This window comes from Amycolatopsis sp. NPDC001319 (assembly GCF_042896185.1).
Lineage (GTDB): Bacteria > Actinomycetota > Actinomycetes > Mycobacteriales > Pseudonocardiaceae > Amycolatopsis.
In genome coordinates, this window is the sequence record NZ_JBIAWY010000005.1 from 230,150 (window position 1) to 245,972 (window position 15,823).

At 71.6% G+C, this 15,823-nt stretch carries 17 protein-coding genes; 8 read left to right on the forward strand and 9 right to left on the reverse strand.

The genetic code is table 11. The annotated features are described in order from the left end of the window. The first annotated feature begins 41 nt into the window (after positions 1–41). Genes ACFY1H_RS20300 through ACFY1H_RS20310 form a run of 3 tightly spaced genes read left to right on the forward strand, consistent with a single transcriptional unit; the run spans position 42 to position 4,225 of the window. Entirely contained in the window at positions 42–2,117 is a 2,076-nt protein-coding gene (locus ACFY1H_RS20300; protein WP_386948313.1) for an alpha-galactosidase, read from the forward strand. 30 nt (positions 2,118–2,147) lie between these two features. Next, positions 2,148–3,104 carry a 2-hydroxyacid dehydrogenase gene (locus ACFY1H_RS20305; protein WP_386948316.1) on the forward strand — a complete coding sequence of 319 codons (957 nt, stop codon included), beginning with the start codon at positions 2,148–2,150 and terminating at the stop codon, positions 3,102–3,104. Next, positions 3,101–4,225, forward strand: coding sequence for a glycerate kinase (locus tag ACFY1H_RS20310; protein WP_386948319.1), 1,125 nt, complete (start codon positions 3,101–3,103; stop codon positions 4,223–4,225). Before ACFY1H_RS20305 ends, ACFY1H_RS20310 begins: the two co-directional genes overlap by 4 nt. 178 nt (positions 4,226–4,403) lie before the next feature. Here the strand turns inward: ACFY1H_RS20310 and ACFY1H_RS20315 are convergent, their stop codons facing one another. Next, a complete protein-coding gene (locus ACFY1H_RS20315) occupies positions 4,404–4,700 on the reverse strand; it encodes an iron-sulfur cluster assembly accessory protein (RefSeq protein ID WP_285969590.1) in 297 nt (98 codons plus the stop codon). 302 nt (positions 4,701–5,002) lie between these two features. Here ACFY1H_RS20315 and ACFY1H_RS20320 point away from each other — a divergent pair, with 302 nt between their 5' ends. From ACFY1H_RS20320 to shbA, 4 genes are all read left to right on the forward strand, one after another. Then, positions 5,003–5,491, forward strand: coding sequence for a GtrA family protein (locus ACFY1H_RS20320; protein ID WP_366580719.1), 489 nt, complete (start codon positions 5,003–5,005; stop codon positions 5,489–5,491). Between the two features lie 11 nt (positions 5,492–5,502). Next, positions 5,503–5,886 carry a YidH family protein gene (locus ACFY1H_RS20325; protein ID WP_386948322.1) on the forward strand — a complete coding sequence of 128 codons (384 nt, stop codon included), beginning with the start codon at positions 5,503–5,505 and terminating at the stop codon, positions 5,884–5,886. Then, a complete protein-coding gene (locus tag ACFY1H_RS20330; RefSeq protein ID WP_366580717.1) occupies positions 5,883–6,188 on the forward strand; it encodes a DUF202 domain-containing protein in 306 nt (101 codons plus the stop codon). Before ACFY1H_RS20325 ends, ACFY1H_RS20330 begins: the two co-directional genes overlap by 4 nt. Positions 6,189–6,441: 253 nt before the next feature. After that, positions 6,442–7,113 (forward strand): RNA polymerase sigma factor ShbA, encoded by a 672-nt coding sequence (gene shbA, locus ACFY1H_RS20335; protein WP_366580715.1) that lies wholly within the window; start codon positions 6,442–6,444, stop codon positions 7,111–7,113. Here the strand turns inward: shbA and ACFY1H_RS20340 are convergent. Genes ACFY1H_RS20340 through ACFY1H_RS20350 form a run of 3 tightly spaced genes read right to left on the reverse strand, consistent with a single transcriptional unit; the run spans position 7,110 to position 9,255 of the window. Continuing rightward, a complete protein-coding gene (locus tag ACFY1H_RS20340) occupies positions 7,110–7,943 on the reverse strand; it encodes an amidohydrolase family protein (protein ID WP_386948326.1) in 834 nt (277 codons plus the stop codon). The genes shbA and ACFY1H_RS20340 overlap by 4 nt on opposite strands. Continuing rightward, the gene (locus ACFY1H_RS20345) at positions 7,940–8,920 is read right to left on the reverse strand and encodes an aldo/keto reductase (RefSeq protein WP_386948329.1); all 981 of its coding nucleotides are present in this window, start codon (positions 8,918–8,920) and stop codon (positions 7,940–7,942) included. Before ACFY1H_RS20345 ends, ACFY1H_RS20340 begins: the two co-directional genes overlap by 4 nt. After that, positions 8,917–9,255, reverse strand: coding sequence for an L-rhamnose mutarotase (locus tag ACFY1H_RS20350; protein ID WP_366580709.1), 339 nt, complete (start codon positions 9,253–9,255; stop codon positions 8,917–8,919). Before ACFY1H_RS20350 ends, ACFY1H_RS20345 begins: the two co-directional genes overlap by 4 nt. Positions 9,256–9,335: 80 nt before the next feature. On the opposite strand from ACFY1H_RS20350, the gene ACFY1H_RS20355 reads away from it, so the two are divergent. Further along, positions 9,336–10,055, forward strand: coding sequence for a FadR/GntR family transcriptional regulator (locus ACFY1H_RS20355; protein ID WP_386948332.1), 720 nt, complete (start codon positions 9,336–9,338; stop codon positions 10,053–10,055). Between the two features lie 104 nt (positions 10,056–10,159). Here ACFY1H_RS20355 and ACFY1H_RS20360 read toward each other — a convergent pair whose 3' ends face one another. From ACFY1H_RS20360 to ACFY1H_RS20380, 5 genes are read right to left on the reverse strand one after another with little or no spacing between them, the layout of a single operon-like run. Beyond that, positions 10,160–11,176 (reverse strand): ABC transporter permease, encoded by a 1,017-nt coding sequence (locus ACFY1H_RS20360; protein WP_360599787.1) that lies wholly within the window; start codon positions 11,174–11,176, stop codon positions 10,160–10,162. Continuing rightward, positions 11,169–12,692, reverse strand: a complete 1,524-nt coding sequence (locus tag ACFY1H_RS20365; RefSeq protein ID WP_366580705.1) for a sugar ABC transporter ATP-binding protein — start codon at positions 12,690–12,692, stop codon at positions 11,169–11,171. Before ACFY1H_RS20365 ends, ACFY1H_RS20360 begins: the two co-directional genes overlap by 8 nt. Continuing rightward, complete coding sequence (locus ACFY1H_RS20370; protein ID WP_386948336.1) at positions 12,689–13,735, reverse strand: sugar ABC transporter substrate-binding protein; 1,047 nt, start codon at positions 13,733–13,735, stop codon at positions 12,689–12,691. The genes ACFY1H_RS20365 and ACFY1H_RS20370 overlap by 4 nt, the downstream gene beginning before the upstream one ends. Positions 13,736–13,766: 31 nt before the next feature. Next, positions 13,767–14,525, reverse strand: coding sequence for an SDR family NAD(P)-dependent oxidoreductase (locus ACFY1H_RS20375; protein WP_386948338.1), 759 nt, complete (start codon positions 14,523–14,525; stop codon positions 13,767–13,769). Further along, positions 14,522–15,823 (reverse strand): enolase C-terminal domain-like protein, encoded by a 1,302-nt coding sequence (locus ACFY1H_RS20380; protein WP_366580701.1) that lies wholly within the window; start codon positions 15,821–15,823, stop codon positions 14,522–14,524. The genes ACFY1H_RS20375 and ACFY1H_RS20380 overlap by 4 nt, the downstream gene beginning before the upstream one ends.

Genomic DNA, 15,823 nt, shown 5'->3' on the forward strand with positions numbered 1-15,823 from the left:
AAGAATTTATTTTTCCGCTGGTCATCCCTACGCTCTGACCCATGTCCGTGGAATTCGACGTCGATCACCGGCTGTGGCTGCTCCGGACCCGGGAGTCGGCGTACGCGCTGCGGCTCGACGAAGCCGGCCGGCCGCGGCACGTGCACTGGGGCCCGCCGCTCACGCTGGAGCAGGCGACGCAGATCGCGCGCCGGCACAACCCCGTGGACTCGAGCTTCGACGAGCCCGGCGACGACCGGGCGGAGCTGGCGACCGAAGGCGGCGCGTTCTTCGGCGCCGCCGGGTTGTCGGTGCGGTTCGCGGACGGGACGCAGGCGCTCGAGTGGGAGTTCACCGGCCACGACGCTTCGGCCGACACGCTGGTCGTCCGGCTGCGCGACCGGCACTACCCGCTGGAAGCCGAGCTGCACTACCGCGTGTGCGGCGAAGTCGTCGAGCGGCACGCGGTCCTGCGCAACACCGGAACCGAGCCGATCTGCTTGCTGCGCACGGATTCCGCGGCCTGGACGCTCCCCCGTCGCGACGCCTACCGCGTCTCCCACACCACGGGCGCGTGGAGCGCGGAAGCCGCTCTGCTGCGGGAAAACCTGCCTGTCGGCGAGACGACCTTGACCAGCCGGCGCGGGGTTTCCAGCCACCAGGCCCAACCCTGGGTGATGCTCGACGACGGCACCACCACCGAAACGCGCGGCGAGGTCTGGAGCACGGCGCTGGCGTGGAGCGGCAGCTGGCGGATCACCGTCGAGCGCGCGCACACCGGGCGCGTGACGTGGACCGGCGGGTTCGGGCACGAGGGCGTGCAGTGGTCGCTGAATCCGGGCGAGACCTGGGAAACGCCCGTGTTTGCCGGGTTGTACGCGCCCGACGGCTTCGGCGGGACGAGCCGGCGGTGGCACGAGTACGTGCGCGCGTTCGTCCAGCCACACCCCGAAGAGCTGCGCCCGGTCGTCTACAACTCGTGGGAGGCCACGGGCTGGGACGTCGACGAGCCGGGACAGCTCAAGCTCGCCGCGATCGCCGCCGAGGTGGGCGCGGAGCTGTTCGTGGTCGACGACGGCTGGTTCGGCGCGCGCACGGGCGACACCTCGGGTCTCGGCGACTGGACCGTGAACCGCGAACGCTTCCCCGACGGCCTCGGCCCCCTCGTGGCCGAGGTGCACCGGCTCGGTATGGGCTTCGGGCTGTGGGTCGAGCCGGAGATGGTCAACCCCGACAGCGACCTCTACCGCGCGCACCCCGACTGGGTGCTGCACATGCCGCACCGCGCGCGGACCACGCTGCGCAACCAGCTCGTGCTCGACTTCGGCCGGGCCGAGGTCGCCGACTGGGCGCACAAGTGGCTGCACCGGCTGGTCGCCGAGCACGGCATCGACTACCTCAAGTGGGACATGAACCGCGCGTTCACGGAGGCGGGTCCGGGTCGCGTCTGGGTCGACCACGTGCGCGCGGTCTACGGCGTGCTCGACCGGCTGCGCGCCGACCACCCGGCGCTGCGGATCCAGGCCTGCGCGGGCGGCGGCGGGCGCACGGACCTGGGGATCCTCGCGCGCACCGACGAGATCTGGGCTTCGGACAACACCGACGCGGCCGATCGCGTCAAGATCCAGCACGGCTTCTCCCAGGTCCTGCCCGCGGGCGCGATGGCCGCGTGGGTCACCGACAGCCCCAACCCGCTGACCGGGCGCGAGGCGCCGCTCGAGTTCCGCTTCCACGTCGCGATGGCCGGCGTGCTCGGCCTCGGCGGTGATCTCACGAAGTGGACCGACGACGAACTTCGCCGCACCGCCGAGCTCGTGGCTGTGTACAAGCAGATCCGGCCCGTCGTGCAGCACGGCTCGGCGTACCGGCTCGCGGATCCGGCCGTCTCCCCGCTCACCGCGGTGCAGTTCGTGCTCGGCGACGACGTCGTGGTGCTCTTCGCCCGGCGCCCGCACGACCACGGCCGGCCGATCGTCACCCCGGTGCTCCAGGGCCTCGACCCGGCCGCGCGATACCGCGATGCGGAAACCGGCTGCGTGCACCACGGTGCGGTGCTGCTGACGCACGGCCTGCCGCTGGAGTTCGCCGGCACGGGGCCCGCGAGCAGGCTCGTCCGGCTGCGCCGCGAACCTCGCTAGAGGGGCGGTTCGCCCACTAGGCTGCCCGACGTGCCCGATCGCCCTCTCATCGCCGTGACGCGCTGGATTCCCGACGACGCGGTGAAGGTGCTCGCCGACGCGGGAGAAGTGCGGGTGTCCGAACTCGACCGTCCGCTCACGCCCGAGGAGCTGCGGTCGTTCGTGGCCGGGGCGTCGGCGATCGTCTCGATGCTGCACGACCGGATCGACGCGTCCGTGGCCGAAGCCGCCGGGCCGCAGCTGGCCGTGGTGGCGAACGTGGCCGTGGGCTACGACAACGTCGACGTGCCGGCGCTGGCCGAGCGCGAGGTGAAGGTGACCAACACCCCCGGCGTGCTCACCGACGCGACGGCGGACCTGGCCTTCGGGCTGCTGCTCGCCGTGACGCGTCGGCTCGGCGAGGGCGAACGGCTGCTGCGCGCGCGGCAGCCGTGGTCGTTCCACCTGGGGTTCCTGCTCGGTTCGGGGCTGCAGGGCAAGACGCTCGGCATCGTCGGCCTTGGTCAGATCGGCCGCGCGATGGCCACGCGCGCCGCGGCGTTCGGGCTGCGGACCGTCTACTCGGGACGGTCGGCGAAACCGGACTTCGACGGCGAGTTCGTGACGTTCGACGAGTTGCTGCGGCGTTCGGACTTCATCTCGCTGCACTGCCCGCTCACGCCCGAGACGCGCCATCTGATCGACGCGGCGGCGCTGCGGGCCATGAAACGCACCGCGTACCTCGTGAACACCACCCGCGGCCCGGTCGTCGACGAGGCGGCGCTGGCCGACGCGCTGGAGGCCGGCGAGATCGCGGGCGCCGCGCTGGACGTGTTCGAGCGCGAGCCCGAGGTCGAGCCGCGGCTGCTGGAGCGCGACGACGTCGTGGTCATGCCGCACCTGGGCTCGGCGACCGTGGAGACGCGCACCGCGATGGCCGTGCTGGCCGCCCGAAACGTGACCTCGGTACTCGCCGGAGAAGCACCGCTGACGGAGGTAGCTCTGTGACTCGTGTCGTCATCGCCCCGGACAAGTTCAAGGGCAGCCTCACCGCGGTCGCCGCCGCCGAGGCCATCGCCCTCGGAGTGCGCGACGCGCTGCCCGACGCCGACATCGCCGCCTGCCCCGTCGCCGACGGGGGTGAAGGCACGCTCGAAGTGCTGGAGAACGCGGGCGGCGAGCTCGTGCGGCTCTCGGTGCGCGGTCCGCTGGAGGACCACGTCGACGCGCGGTACGTGGTGCTCGACGGCACGGCCTACATCGAGTCGGCGCGCGCGTGCGGCATCGAGTTCGTGGACCCGACGCCGGAGACGGCGCTGGCCGCGCACACGTGGGGCGTCGGCGAACTGCTCGCGGACGCGCTGTCCCGCGGCGCTTCCCGGCTCGTGCTGACGGTCGGCGGCACTGCGAGCACCGACGGCGGCGCCGGCATGCTCGCCGCACTGGGCGCCGGGGTCTTCGACGCGTTCGACGCCCCCATCGGCCTCGGCGGCGGCACGCTCTCGCGCGTCGCGAAGGTCGAGCTGGGCCCGGCGCGCGAACGACTGGGCTCGGTTCCGCTCACGGTCGCGACGGACGTGACCAACCCGCTCGTCGGCCCGAACGGCGCCGCGGCGGTCTTCGGCCCGCAGAAGGGCGCGCGGCCGCACGAGGTGACGGAGCTGGACACGGCTCTCGGCCGCTGGGCTCAGGCCCTGGTCAACGCGGGCGCGCCGGACATTTCGGCGGTCCCCGGCGCGGGTGCCGGCGGCGGCGTCGCGGGCGGCGCCATCGCCGGCCTGGGCGCCACGGTCGCGTCGGGCTTCGACCTCATCGCCGGTCTCACCGGCGTGGACACGGCCCTGGCCGGCGCCGACCTCGTGATCACGGGCGAAGGGTCACTCGACTCCCAGAGCCTGTCCGGCAAGGCCCCCGCCGGCATCGCCGCCCGGGCCGGACGTGCGGGCGTCCCACTCATGGTCCTGGCCGGACGCATCCAGCTCGACGCCGCCGCGCTCGCCAGCCTGGGCGTCGTCGGCAGCAGCGCGCTCATCGACCACGCACCCTCACTGGACCACGCGCGCACCCACGCGGCCGAACTCCTACGCGCCCGCGCCGGCGACCTGGTCCGCACCTGGGTGGCCCGCTGACGGGATGGGGTCCGCGAACGACCACGCTGATCGGACCGGGTCCGAACCCGACCACAGCGCGAGATCGCGCCGGTTTCCGGATTGTGCGGTGCGATCGGCCCCGGCCGATCCGACCGCACAATCCGGAAGCCGGCTCAAAGGCGATCTCGCACGCCCCGGCGGAGCCGGGGCCAAGGATTCAGCTTTGCTGAGGAAGCACAGCAAAGGCCACGTCGCCGGTTTCGTCCTGCTGGACGTCGAGGACCTTGTCGTCCAGGAGGGCGGCGGCCTGGGGTTCGAGGAAGACCTTCGCGCCGGCGTCGGTGCCCACGACGCGGTCGCCGTCCTGGGGAGAGGGGGCGACGGAAAGCGCGAGCTGCGCGCCCTCGCCTTCCTGCACGCTCTGGAGGGCGAACCGCAGCCCGCTCTCCTCGGCGCCCTGTTGAGCCGTCAGCGCGGAGATCGCCTCGGCAGCGGCTTCGGTCACGGTCAGCATCTTCGGCCTTCCCTTCGTCGCGGTCGGATGCGATTGGGTTTTCACGCTAGGGGCGCCCGTTCGGCAGCGCAGCGTGAGCGGCGCACCTGCCGAGCAGGCGTGGGACCGGTCACAAACACGTTTGAAAACCAGGCGTTCTGCCCACGCGCGGGCGGGGGTGCGCGCGGACACGCGAGAACACGGAATAGCCAGGGAGGCCCGCGGGCTGAACTACGTGAGCGGAGTCCCTGTCAGCGGGATCACAAGTGTTCATCGGCTTCATCAGGTTCACAAGTTTGTGAAGCAGAGGTAGCGTCACGATCATGACCACCACCAGGTGGACGCCCCGGCCGCCGCTCTTCCACCGGGACCCGCAGCGTCACCACGAGGACCACGAGCTCGGCGGACACGCCGCCTGGTACCTCGTCGCCGGTGGCGTCACCACGGGTCTGCAGGCCGTGCTCTTCCTGGTGCTGCGCCCCGAGTTCGGCTCGCAGTGGGCGAACCTGGTGGCCATCGCGCTCACCACGGTCGGCAACACCGAGTTCCACCGCCGCGTCACCTTCGCCGGGCGCGCGAGCAAGGCCGGCAAGCGCCACCTGCAGGACTTCCTCACCTTCGTCTTCTACGCCGGATACGGCTCGATCGTCCTGGCCACGCTCGACGCGGTGGTCAGCCACCCGACGGCTTGGGAGGAAACCGCGAGCCTGCTGGCGGCCAGCTTCGTCGGCGGCGTCGTGCGGTTCGCCGTGCTGCGGTGGTGGGTCTTCGCCCACGCCAAGCCCGAAGCGCCTGCCGCGGACCACGACTAACGTCCGGGATCGTGTCGGAAGAGAAGCTCGACCCGCCCCACGGAGAACCTCCCGGAATCGGCCCCCACAGCGGCGGCACCGAACCGGACTACCGGTTCACCCTCGCCAACGAGCGGACGTTCCTCGCCTGGCTGCGCACCGCCCTGGGCCTGCTCGCGGGCGGCGTCGCGGTCCACCAGCTGGTGCCCCAGCCCGCCGTTATGAGCTCGGTGCTCGCCGGGCTGTGCGTGGTGCTCGCGGCGATCCTCGCGGCCGGCGCCTACCCGCGCTGGCGGCGGGTGCAGATCGCCATGCGCGCCGGGCGGCCGCTGGCCCGCAGCGCGATGGTCCTGGTGCTCACCGCGGGTGTGTTCGTGCTGATGGCGGCCGCCGTGGTCCTCGTGATCGTGTCGTGAGCCGGCCCTTCGCCAACGGCGCCCAGCCCGAACGCACCGGCCTGGCCTGGCGCCGCACCGCGCTGTCGGCCGCCGCGTGCGCGGTGCTGCTGATGGGTGCTTCGCTGCGCCACGACGGGCCGTGGGACCTCATCCCGGCGGTGTTCGCGGCCCTCACCGCGCTGGCGCTCGCGGCGATCGGCCGACACCGGGAGCGATCACTCCGCACCGACCCCGAGCCGCCCGCATTGAAACCCGTTCTACCCGCTGTGGTGGCCACCCTCTGTTGTGCTACGGCGTTGTCACTCCTGGTGACGTACTGAGTGGACAGTCCGCACATCCTGCGAGCAGCGAATCGTACTGTGCGTTGACTGGTCTCGTTTTTATCAAGACCACTGCTGCTAACGGGGTATTCGTAGTTGAAATCTGGACTGTCGGCCCGCGAGCCGCATAAGGTTACGGAGCGTCGCAACGGGAGCGGCAACTACCCGATCATCCGGAGTAGCTGCGACCGCAACATCACAGAGTGTTGACCCCAAGACCAGCGACGGTCGCAGGGTCGCCGGGGAGACGACCATGACAGCACCGTCGAAGACGTCCCGCACCGAAGCAGCCGCCGACGAAGCCGACGTCCCAGGCTACGTCACGCCCGAGACGCTGCCGAGGCCCGCGGGACGCCTGACGAAAGAAGATCTCGACCCGCTCGTGGTCGCCGCCGGCCGGGGGGACCAGCGCGCGATCACCGAGCTGCTGCACGTGTTGCGGCCTGTGGTCGCCCGCTACTGCCGGGCGCGCATGGGCGGGCGCGACCTGTCCTACCTCTCGGCCGACGACGTGGCCCAGGACGTGAGCATGGCCGTCCTCAAGGCCCTGCCCGACTACCAGGACCGCGGCGGTTCGTTCCTCTACCTCGTGCACGCCATCGCGGCGAACAAGGTCGCCGACGCCTACCGGGCCGTCGCGCGGGACCGGTCCGAGCCGGTGCCCGAGCTGCCGGAGCGGCCGCTGTCGGGTGGCGGCAACGAGCCCGAGTCGTATGCGCTGCGGCTCGACCTCGGCTCCCGCCTGCAGGAGATGCTCACCCGCCTCGCTCCGCTGCAGCAGGAGATCCTGACCCTGCGCATCATCGTCGGCCTCAGCGCCAACGAGACCGCCGAGACGCTCGGCATCTCCGCCGGCAACGTCCGCGTGACCCAGCACCGCGCCCTGACCAAGCTGCGCGACATGGTCCAGGGCGAAGAGTTCTAGAGCTCCAGCCCGTACACGCGCTTCGCCGTGTACTCGAAGACGTCGAGCCGTTCGGGGTCCGTCAGCGGACCCGTGAGCGACATGGCCGCGTCGAGCACCACCTCGTAGGCCGCCGCCAGTTCGCACACCGGCCAGTCGGAGCCGAACAGCACGCGTTCGGTACCGAACGACGTGAAGACGTGGTCGGCGTAGCGGCGCAGGTGCCCGATCTGCCACTGCTGCCAGTCGGCCTCCGTGACGAGCCCGGAGAGCTTGCACGCCACGTTGTCCCGCGCGCCGAGCGACGCGATCCCGTCGGCCCACGGCTGCCACTCCCCCGCCGCGATGGCCGGCTTCGCCGCGTGGTCGAGCACGAGCCGCAGCTCCGGCAGCTGCTCGGCCACCTTCCGCGCCGCCGCGACCTGCGCGGGCGCCACCAGCAGGTCGTACACCAGTCCCGCCGCGCCGACGGCCGCCAAGCCGCGCAGCACGTCCGGGCGCAGCAGCCATTCGGGGTCCGGCTCGTTCTCGACCTGGTGCCGGATGCCCACGAGCGGGCCGAGCTCCTTCAGCCGCGCCAGCCGGTCGGCGACGTCGGGCGCCGTCAGGTCCACCCAGCCCACCACACCGGCGATCACCGGCTCGGCCGCGGCCGTGGCCAGGAACTCCTCCGTCTCGCTCTGGTCGGAGAGCGTCTGCACCAGCACGGTGGCGTGCACGCCGGCCGCGTGCGTGACCGGGCGCAGATCGTCCACTGTGTACGGACGACGGATCGGGTCCATCGCCGCGCCGCCGAGCCACGGGTAGTCGCGGCGGGCGGGGTCCCACAGGTGGTGGTGGGCGTCGATCACTGCGGTCCTCCAGACGTCACGGGCCGGCCGACGGCGTCTGCGCGCAGCAGACCGGCGTCGACGAGGTCGGTCCACACTACGGCGGGCACGACCTTGGCCGCGCGGCGCGCGTTCACCGCCACCTGCCCCGCGTCGTGCGCCCCGACGACCACCGACACCACGGCCGGGTGTGAAGCCGGCAGCGCGAGCGCGGCCTCCGGCAGCTCGACGCCGTGGCGGGCGCAGATCTCCGCGATCCGCCGCGCCTTCTCGACGAGTTCCGCCGGCGCGGCCGCGTAGTCGTAGATCGCACCCGGTTCCACGGTGGCGAGGATGCCCGCGTTGAACACGCCGCCCGCGACCACGCCGACGCCGCGGTCGAGGCACAGCGGCAGCAGGTCGTCGAGCGCCGGCTGGTTGAGCAGTGTGTAGCGCCCGGCCATGAGCACGTGGTCGAGGTCGAAGCGGCGGACGAACTCGGTGAGCATCGGCGTCTGGTTCATCCCGGCGCCGACCGCGCCGACCACGCCCTGCTCGCGCAGCTGGAGCAACGCCGGGAACGCGCCGTTCACGGCCTCGGTGAAATGATCGTCCGGGTCGTGCACGTACACGATGTCCACGCGGTCGAGGCCGAGCCGGGCCAGGCTGTCTTCCAGCGACCGCAGCACGCCGTCACGGCTGAAGTCCCAGCGCCGCCGGTAGGTGGCCGGAACGTCGAAGCCCTGGTCGTCGCGCTCGCCCGGCGCCGCGGCGTGGGGTTCGAGCACGCGCCCGACCTTGGTGGAGAGCACGTACTCGTCGCGCGGATACGCGGCGAGTGCCGCGCCCAGCCGCCGTTCGGAGAGCCCCAGCCCGTAGTGCGGGGCGGTGTCGAAGTAGCGGATGCCCTCGTCCCACGCGCGCCGCACGGTCGCGGCCGCCGTGTCGTCGTCGATCGCCTGGTAGAGATTGCCGAGCTGCGCGCCACCGAGCCCGAGCGGGGAGAGCTTCACGTTCACTCCTTCACCGGAAGTTCCCAGACGAGCCCCAGGGCCGTCGAAGTATCGGACCGGCTGTCGTCCGTGTCGAGCAGCCGGTTGATGCGGATCTGCCACTCGATGTCGGCGGGATCGTCGGCGAGCGCGGCCTTCATGGCGTCGAAGTCGTCGACCTCGACGAAGTGGAACAGGTCGAGCCCGCTGCGCCAGATCCGCCACGTGCGCACGCCGGCGCGGCGCAGCGCGGTGTCGAGCTCGGGAGGGATCACGGCGTGCACGGACTCGTACGTGGCCTCTTGACCCGGTTTGAGCCGAGTGCGCAGAGCAACACTTTGAGGGGCCGAGCCGTGGGTCATGTCTCCTCCTGACGAGTTACGTGGCACTCTGTGTTCAGAACACCGAAACATCCGAGGTCTCTTGAGGGAGGGCGGTCTCGATGCCCGTCACCGATGTCGCGATCGACAAGATCAAGGACATGATCATCTCGGGGGAGCTCGCGCCGGGCGACCGGCTGCCCAAGGAAGCCGAGCTCGCCCAGCGGCTGGGGCTCTCGCGCAGCTCCCTGCGCGAGGCCGTGAAGGCGTTGTGCCTGATCAGGGTGCTCGACGTGCGCCAGGGCGACGGCACGTACGTGACCAGCCTCGAGCCGAACCTGCTGCTCGACGCCATGACGTTCGTGGTCGACTTCCACCGCGACGACACCGTGCTCGACTTCCTGGCCGTGCGCCGGATCCTCGAGCCGGCCGCCACGGCGCTGGCCGCGCTGCACATGAGCGAGGACGACATCACCGAGCTCGGCGCGCTGCTCGACGAGCTCGCCGACGCACCGACGGTGGAGGCCCTCGTGGCCAACGACCTGCAGTTCCACCGCAAGATCGCCGACGGTTCGGGCAACCCCGTGCTGTGCTCGCTGCTCGACAGCCTCTCGGGCCCCACGGCGCGGGCGCGGATCTGGCGCGGCCTCACCCAGGAAGGCGCGGTCGCGCGCACGCGGGAGCAGCACACGGCCATCTACGAGGCCATCGCCGCCCGCGAGCCGGAGCTGGCCCGGTCGTGGGCGACCGTGCACGTCGCCGGCGTCGAGCAGTGGCTGCGCAGCACGCTCACGCAGACCGAGACGGAAGAGCCGGGCGAGCCCGCGGCCGCCGCCTCCTGAACGACGCCGAAGTTCCGTGAAGGGCCCCTCGAAGGACATCGAATCCGTCGCGGGACCCTTCACGAAACGGCGAGAAGGTCGGATGATCACGGCCCAGCCGCCGATCAGGTCTGCGGCTTTCCGCCGGCGTAGCGGCTGATGATCAGAGCGATCAGGATGATGCCGCCGTAGATCGCCTTCAGCCATTCCGCGGGCACCTGCGCGATGCGCAGCAGGCTGTCCACCGACTGTAGGAGCAGCACGCCGGTCAGGGCGCCGACGAGCGTGCCCTTGCCGCCGTCGAGCGAGACGCCGCCGATCACCGCCGCGGCGAAGACCTGCAGGATCAGGCCGTCACCCTGGTCGGCGCCGAGCGCGCCCACGTAACCGGTGTAGGCCAGGCCGCCGATCGCGGCCAGCACACCCGCGACGATGAACACCGCCCACGAGATCCGGTCCACCCGGATGCCCGCGGCGCGTGCGGCTTCGCGGTTGCCGCCGATCGCGTACAGCGAGCGGCCGACGCGGTGGTAGCGCAGGCCGAGCCCGAAGAGCAGGAACAGCACCGCCGCGAGCCACACCGACATCGGCAGCCCGGCGAACGTCGTCGTCGCCAGCGCCGTGAACGCGTCGAGCTGGTCGAACAGCGTCTTGCCGTTGGTGGAGCCGATCTGCGTGCCGCGCAGCACCGTGAGCATCGCCAGCGTGACGATGAACGCGTTGAGCTTGAGCTTCACGATCAGGAAGCCGTTCACCAACCCGATCAGCGCGCCGACCACGGGGATCGCGAGCAGGCCCAGCGCCGCCGGCCAGCCCGTGCCGAAACCCGACGACGTCGCCGGAATCACCAGCATCGCGCCGATCGCGGGCGCGATGCCCATCGTCGATTCCAGCGACAGGTCGAACTTCCCGGTCAGCAGCACCAGCGACTCGCCCAGCACCACCAGCGACAGCGCGGCGGCGGCCGAGAGGATGCTGATCACGTTGTCGAACGTGAAGAACGAGTCGCTGATCAGCCCGCCGATCACGAACACGACCACGAGCGCCGGCAGCAGCGCCAGCTCGCGCAGCCACAGCGACTTCCGCCGTTTCGGGGGCGCCGCGGGCAGCGCCGTCTGCGGATCGCTCATCAGCTCAGTCATGGAGCCCGACTCCTTCGATGTCGGCCACGAGGTCTCCGTCGGACCAGCCGGCCTGGTGTTCGGCGACGACGGCACCGGCGCGCAGCACCAGCACCCGGTCGGCCAGGCGCAGGTCGTCGAGCTCGTCGCTCACGATCAGCACGGCCTTGCCTTCGGCCCGCACCCGGTCGACGACCGCGAGCAGGGCCTCCTTCGACTTCACGTCCACGCCGGCCGTGGGGTTGATCAGCACGACCACCCGCGGGTCGCTCTCCAGCGCCCGGGCCAGCACGACCTTCTGCTGGTTGCCGCCCGACAGGTCGGCCACCGGCTGTTCCGGCCCGGCCGCCACGATGTCGTACGACTTCAGCGCGCGGGCCCCGCGGTCGTGGCGCGCCTTGGGTGACGCGAACCCGGCCGGGCCCATGCGGTCGAGCACGGACAGCGTGGCGTTGTCCATGATCGAGTGCTCCAGCACCAGACCCTCGTGGTGGCGATCGCGCGGCACGCAACCGATGCCGGCGTGCACCGCGGCCGGGATGTCGCCCGGGGGCAACGGTTTCCCGTCCACGGACACGGTTCCCGCCGAAGGCGAGCGCAGCCCGTAGACGGTCTCGGCCACCTGGTGCTTGCCGCTCGCGTTGCTGCCGGCCAGGCCCACGACCTCACCGCGGTGGACCCGCAGCGACACGTCGTGGAAGCCGTCGCCGGACAGCGCGTCGACGGTGAGCACCTCGGCAGCGTCCACGGCCAGCGGGTCGCGGCTCGCCGCGTCGCGCACGGACAGCCCGCCCTGCTCGCCGGTCATGGCGTCGACCAGCTGCGGCCGGCTGACGTCGGAGACGGGCGCGGTGAGCACGTGCTTCGCGTCGCGCAGCACCGTGACGGCCTGGCACACCTCGTACACCTCGTGCAGGTGGTGGGAGATGAACAGGAACGTCACACCGCTGCGCTGCATCTGGCGCATGCGCTCGAAGAGCCGCTCGATGGCCTGGCTGTCGAGCTGGGCCGTCGGCTCGTCGAGCACGATGAACCGCGCGCCGTAGCTCAGCGCGCGGGCGATCTCCACGAACTGGCGGTCCTCCACCGAAAGCTCACCCGCCGGCGTGTCCACGTCCACGGCCACGTCCCACGAGTCGAGCAGCTCGCGGGCCTGCCGGCGCAGCTTGCGCCAGCCGATGGCGAAGCCGCCGCGCGCCTGCCGGTTGAGGAACAAGTTCTCGGCCACCGTCAGCTGGGGCACCACCATGGCGTGCTGGTACACGCACGCCACGTGGGCCTTCCAGTCGTCCTGTTTGGACAGCGGCGGCGCGGGCACGCCGCCGAACTCGACGCTGCCGGTGTCCGGAAGGGACAGTCCGGTGAGGATCGACACGAGCGTGGACTTGCCCGCCCCGTTGCGGCCGACCAGCGCGTGCGACTCGCCGGCGTGCACGGTCAGGCTCACGTCGTGCAGGGCCACGGTGGGCCCGTAACGCTTGCCGACGCCGTGGGCACTCACCACCGGCGCGGCCGTCTCGGGGGCGGGCGCGCTCACAGGTTGTTACCCCACAACGCCTTGTCGTCCACGTTGTCCTTGGTCACGACCGGGGCCGGCAGCTGGTCCTCGAGGATGCCGGGGCTGATCTCGACGATCGTGGAACCGTGGTCGGTCGGGCCGGGCTGGAACTTCTCCCCCGCCATGGCCTTCTTGAGCCAGTACATGCCGTACTTCGCGTAGGCGTCGGCCGGCTGCGACACGGTGGCGTCGAGCTCGCCCGCGCGGATCGCCGCGAGCTCCTGCGGGATGCCGTCGTTGCTCACCAGCACCACGTGGCGCGGGTCGCTCGTCGGGAAGAACAGGTTCTTGCGCTTGAGCGCCTGCTCGGTCGGCGCGAGGTACACGCCGCCAGCCTGCATATAGACGCCCTTGATGTCGGGGTTCGCGGTGAGCAGGCTGTCGAGGCCCGAGGACGCCTTGTCGGCCTTCCACTCCGCCGCGATCTCCAGCACCTTGATGTCCGGGTACTTCGACTTCATGCAGTCGCGGAACGCGGCCGAGCGGTCGCGGCCGTTGACCGAGGCGAGGTCACCCATCACCTGCACGACCTTGCCGCTCTTCACGCGCTTGCCGATCTCGTCGCACGCCTTGGTGCCGTAGGCCTTGTTGTCGGCGCGCACGACCATGGCGACCTTGCCGCTCTCGGGCGCGACGTCGACCGCGACCACCGGCACGCCCTTGTTCTCGGCCTGCTTCAGCCCGGCGACCACCGCGGCGGAGTCGATCGGCGTCACGACCAGGCCCTTGACGCCCTGGTTGAGCAGGGTGCCGATGTCGGTGATGAGCTTCGCCGGGTCGTTGTCGGCGTTCACCGTCGGCAACGCGTCGAGGCCGGTCTCCTTGGCCATTTGCGGCACGTAGTTGTTGTAGGCCTGCCAGAACGGCGAGGTCAGCAGCGGCAGCGTGGCCCCGACCTTCCCGCCGGTGTCGCCACCGCCGCCCGCCGAGGCGGCCGGTTTGTCCTTCGTGGACCCGCACGCGGTCAGGACCAAACCACACGCGGCCGCCGCGGCGGCGAGCCGGATCACCTTCGTACGCACCGCATCCTCCTTGATGACATGCAAACGAGCACTAGTTCTGCACAGGTCCCCGCGGGCGCAGGCCGTGCATGCCGCCGTCGACCGCGAGCGCGGTACCGGTGGTCGACGCGGACAGCGGGCTGGCGAGGTAGGTGATGGCGCCCGCGACCTCGTCGGCGGTCACGAGCCGGCCCATCGGCTGGCGCGCGGCCAGTGCCGCGCGTTCGGCGGCCGGGTCGGCCGCCGCGTCGAGCAGGCGCCCGACCCACGGCGTGTCCGCGGTGCCGGGGCACACGCAGTTCACGCGGATGCCCTCGGGCAGGTGGTCGGTGGCCATCGCGAGCGTCAGCGACAGCACCGCGCCCTTCGTCGCGGAGTACAGCGCACGCTGCGGCAGGCCCGCCCACGCGGCGATGGAGCACGTGTTGACCACGGCCGCCGAAGGCGAGGCCTTCAGGTGCGGCAGCGCGGCACGCGTGACCCGGACCATGCCGACCACGTTCACGTCGTAGACGCGGTGCCACTCGTCGTCGCTGTTGTCCGCCACGTCGCCGGCCGCGCCGATGCCGGCGTTGTTGACCAGCACGTCGATCCGTCCGAAACGCTCGGCGACGGCGTCGATCGCGGCGCGGACCTCGGCGTCGGCCGTGACGTCGCAGCGGAAGCCGGCCAGCGGCTCGGGCACGTCGTCGGTCTTGAGGTCCAGCACGGCCACCTGCGCGCCGCGTTCGGCGAGCAGCGTGGCCGTGGCCAGGCCGATCCCCGAAGCGCCGCCGGTGACCACGGCGACCAGGCCGTCGAACTCGCTCACTGGGCGTCCTCCGTCCACTCTGGACCGTCCGGGAAGCGGAACCGGCGCAGGGTCGCGTCGTGCATCCGCGCGGAGAACCCGGGTGCGGTCGGGGCCAGGTACCGGCCGTCGCGCACGACGGCCGGGTCGGTGAAGTGCTCGTGCAGGTGGTCGACCCACTCGATGGTGCGGTCGGTGTCGTCGCCGGAGACGGCCACGAAGTCGAACATCGACAGGTGCCGCACCAGCTCGCACAGCCCGACGCCGCCGGCGTGCGGGCACACCGGAACGCCGAACTTGGCCGCCAGCAACAGGATCGCGAGGTTCTCGTTGACCCCGCCGACGCGCGCGGCGTCGAGCTGCAGCACGTCGATCGCGCCGGCCTGCAGCAGCTGCTTGAACACCACGCGGTTCTGCACGTGCTCGCCGGTCGCGACCTTGATCGGCGCCAGCGCCTTCGCGATGGCCGCGTGACCGAGGATGTCGTCGGGCGAGGTCGGTTCTTCGATCCAGTACGGGTCGAACGGCGCGAGCTCCGTCATCCAGGACACGGCCGTGGCCACGTCCCAGCGCTGGTTGGCGTCCACGGCGACGCGGATGTCCGCGCCCACCGTCTCGCGCGCCAGCTTCATGCGGCGCACGTCGTCCTCGAGGTTGCCGCCGACCTTCAGCTTGATCATCTCGAAGCCGTCGGCCACGGCCTGCTCGGCCAGGCGCACCAGCTTCGCGTCGGAGTAGCCGAGCCAGCCCGGCGACGTGCTGTACGCGCGGTAGCCCTCGGCTTCGAGCTTCGCGATCCGCTCCGCGCGGCCGGGTTCGGCGGCGCGCAGGATGTCGAGCGCCTCCTGCTCAGTGAGCGCGTCGGACAGGTACCGGAAGTCCACGAGCGACACCAGCTCTTCCGGCGTCATGCGCGCCGCGAACTTCCACAGCGGCAGGTCGGCCCGGCGCGCGGCGAGGTCCCACGCGGCGTTCACAACCGCGCCGATCGCCATGTGGGCCACGCCCTTTTCCGGGCCCAGCCAGCGGAACTGAGAGTCGCCGATGAGGTCGCGCGACAGCTGGCCGAGCGCCTTCGCGTCCTCGGGAACGTCGCGGCCGACGACGTGCGGCGCGAGCGCGCGGATCGCGGCGGCCTGCACGTCGTTGCCGCGGCCGATGGTGAAGGCGAGCCCGTAGCCGTCGGGGCCGAGGTCGGTGTGGAGCTCGACGTAGGCGGCCGAGTAGTCGGGGTCGGGGTTCATGGCGTCCGAGCCGTCGAGCTCCCGCGAGGTCGGGAACCGGACGTCGAGCACCTCCATGCCGATGATCTTCGCCAT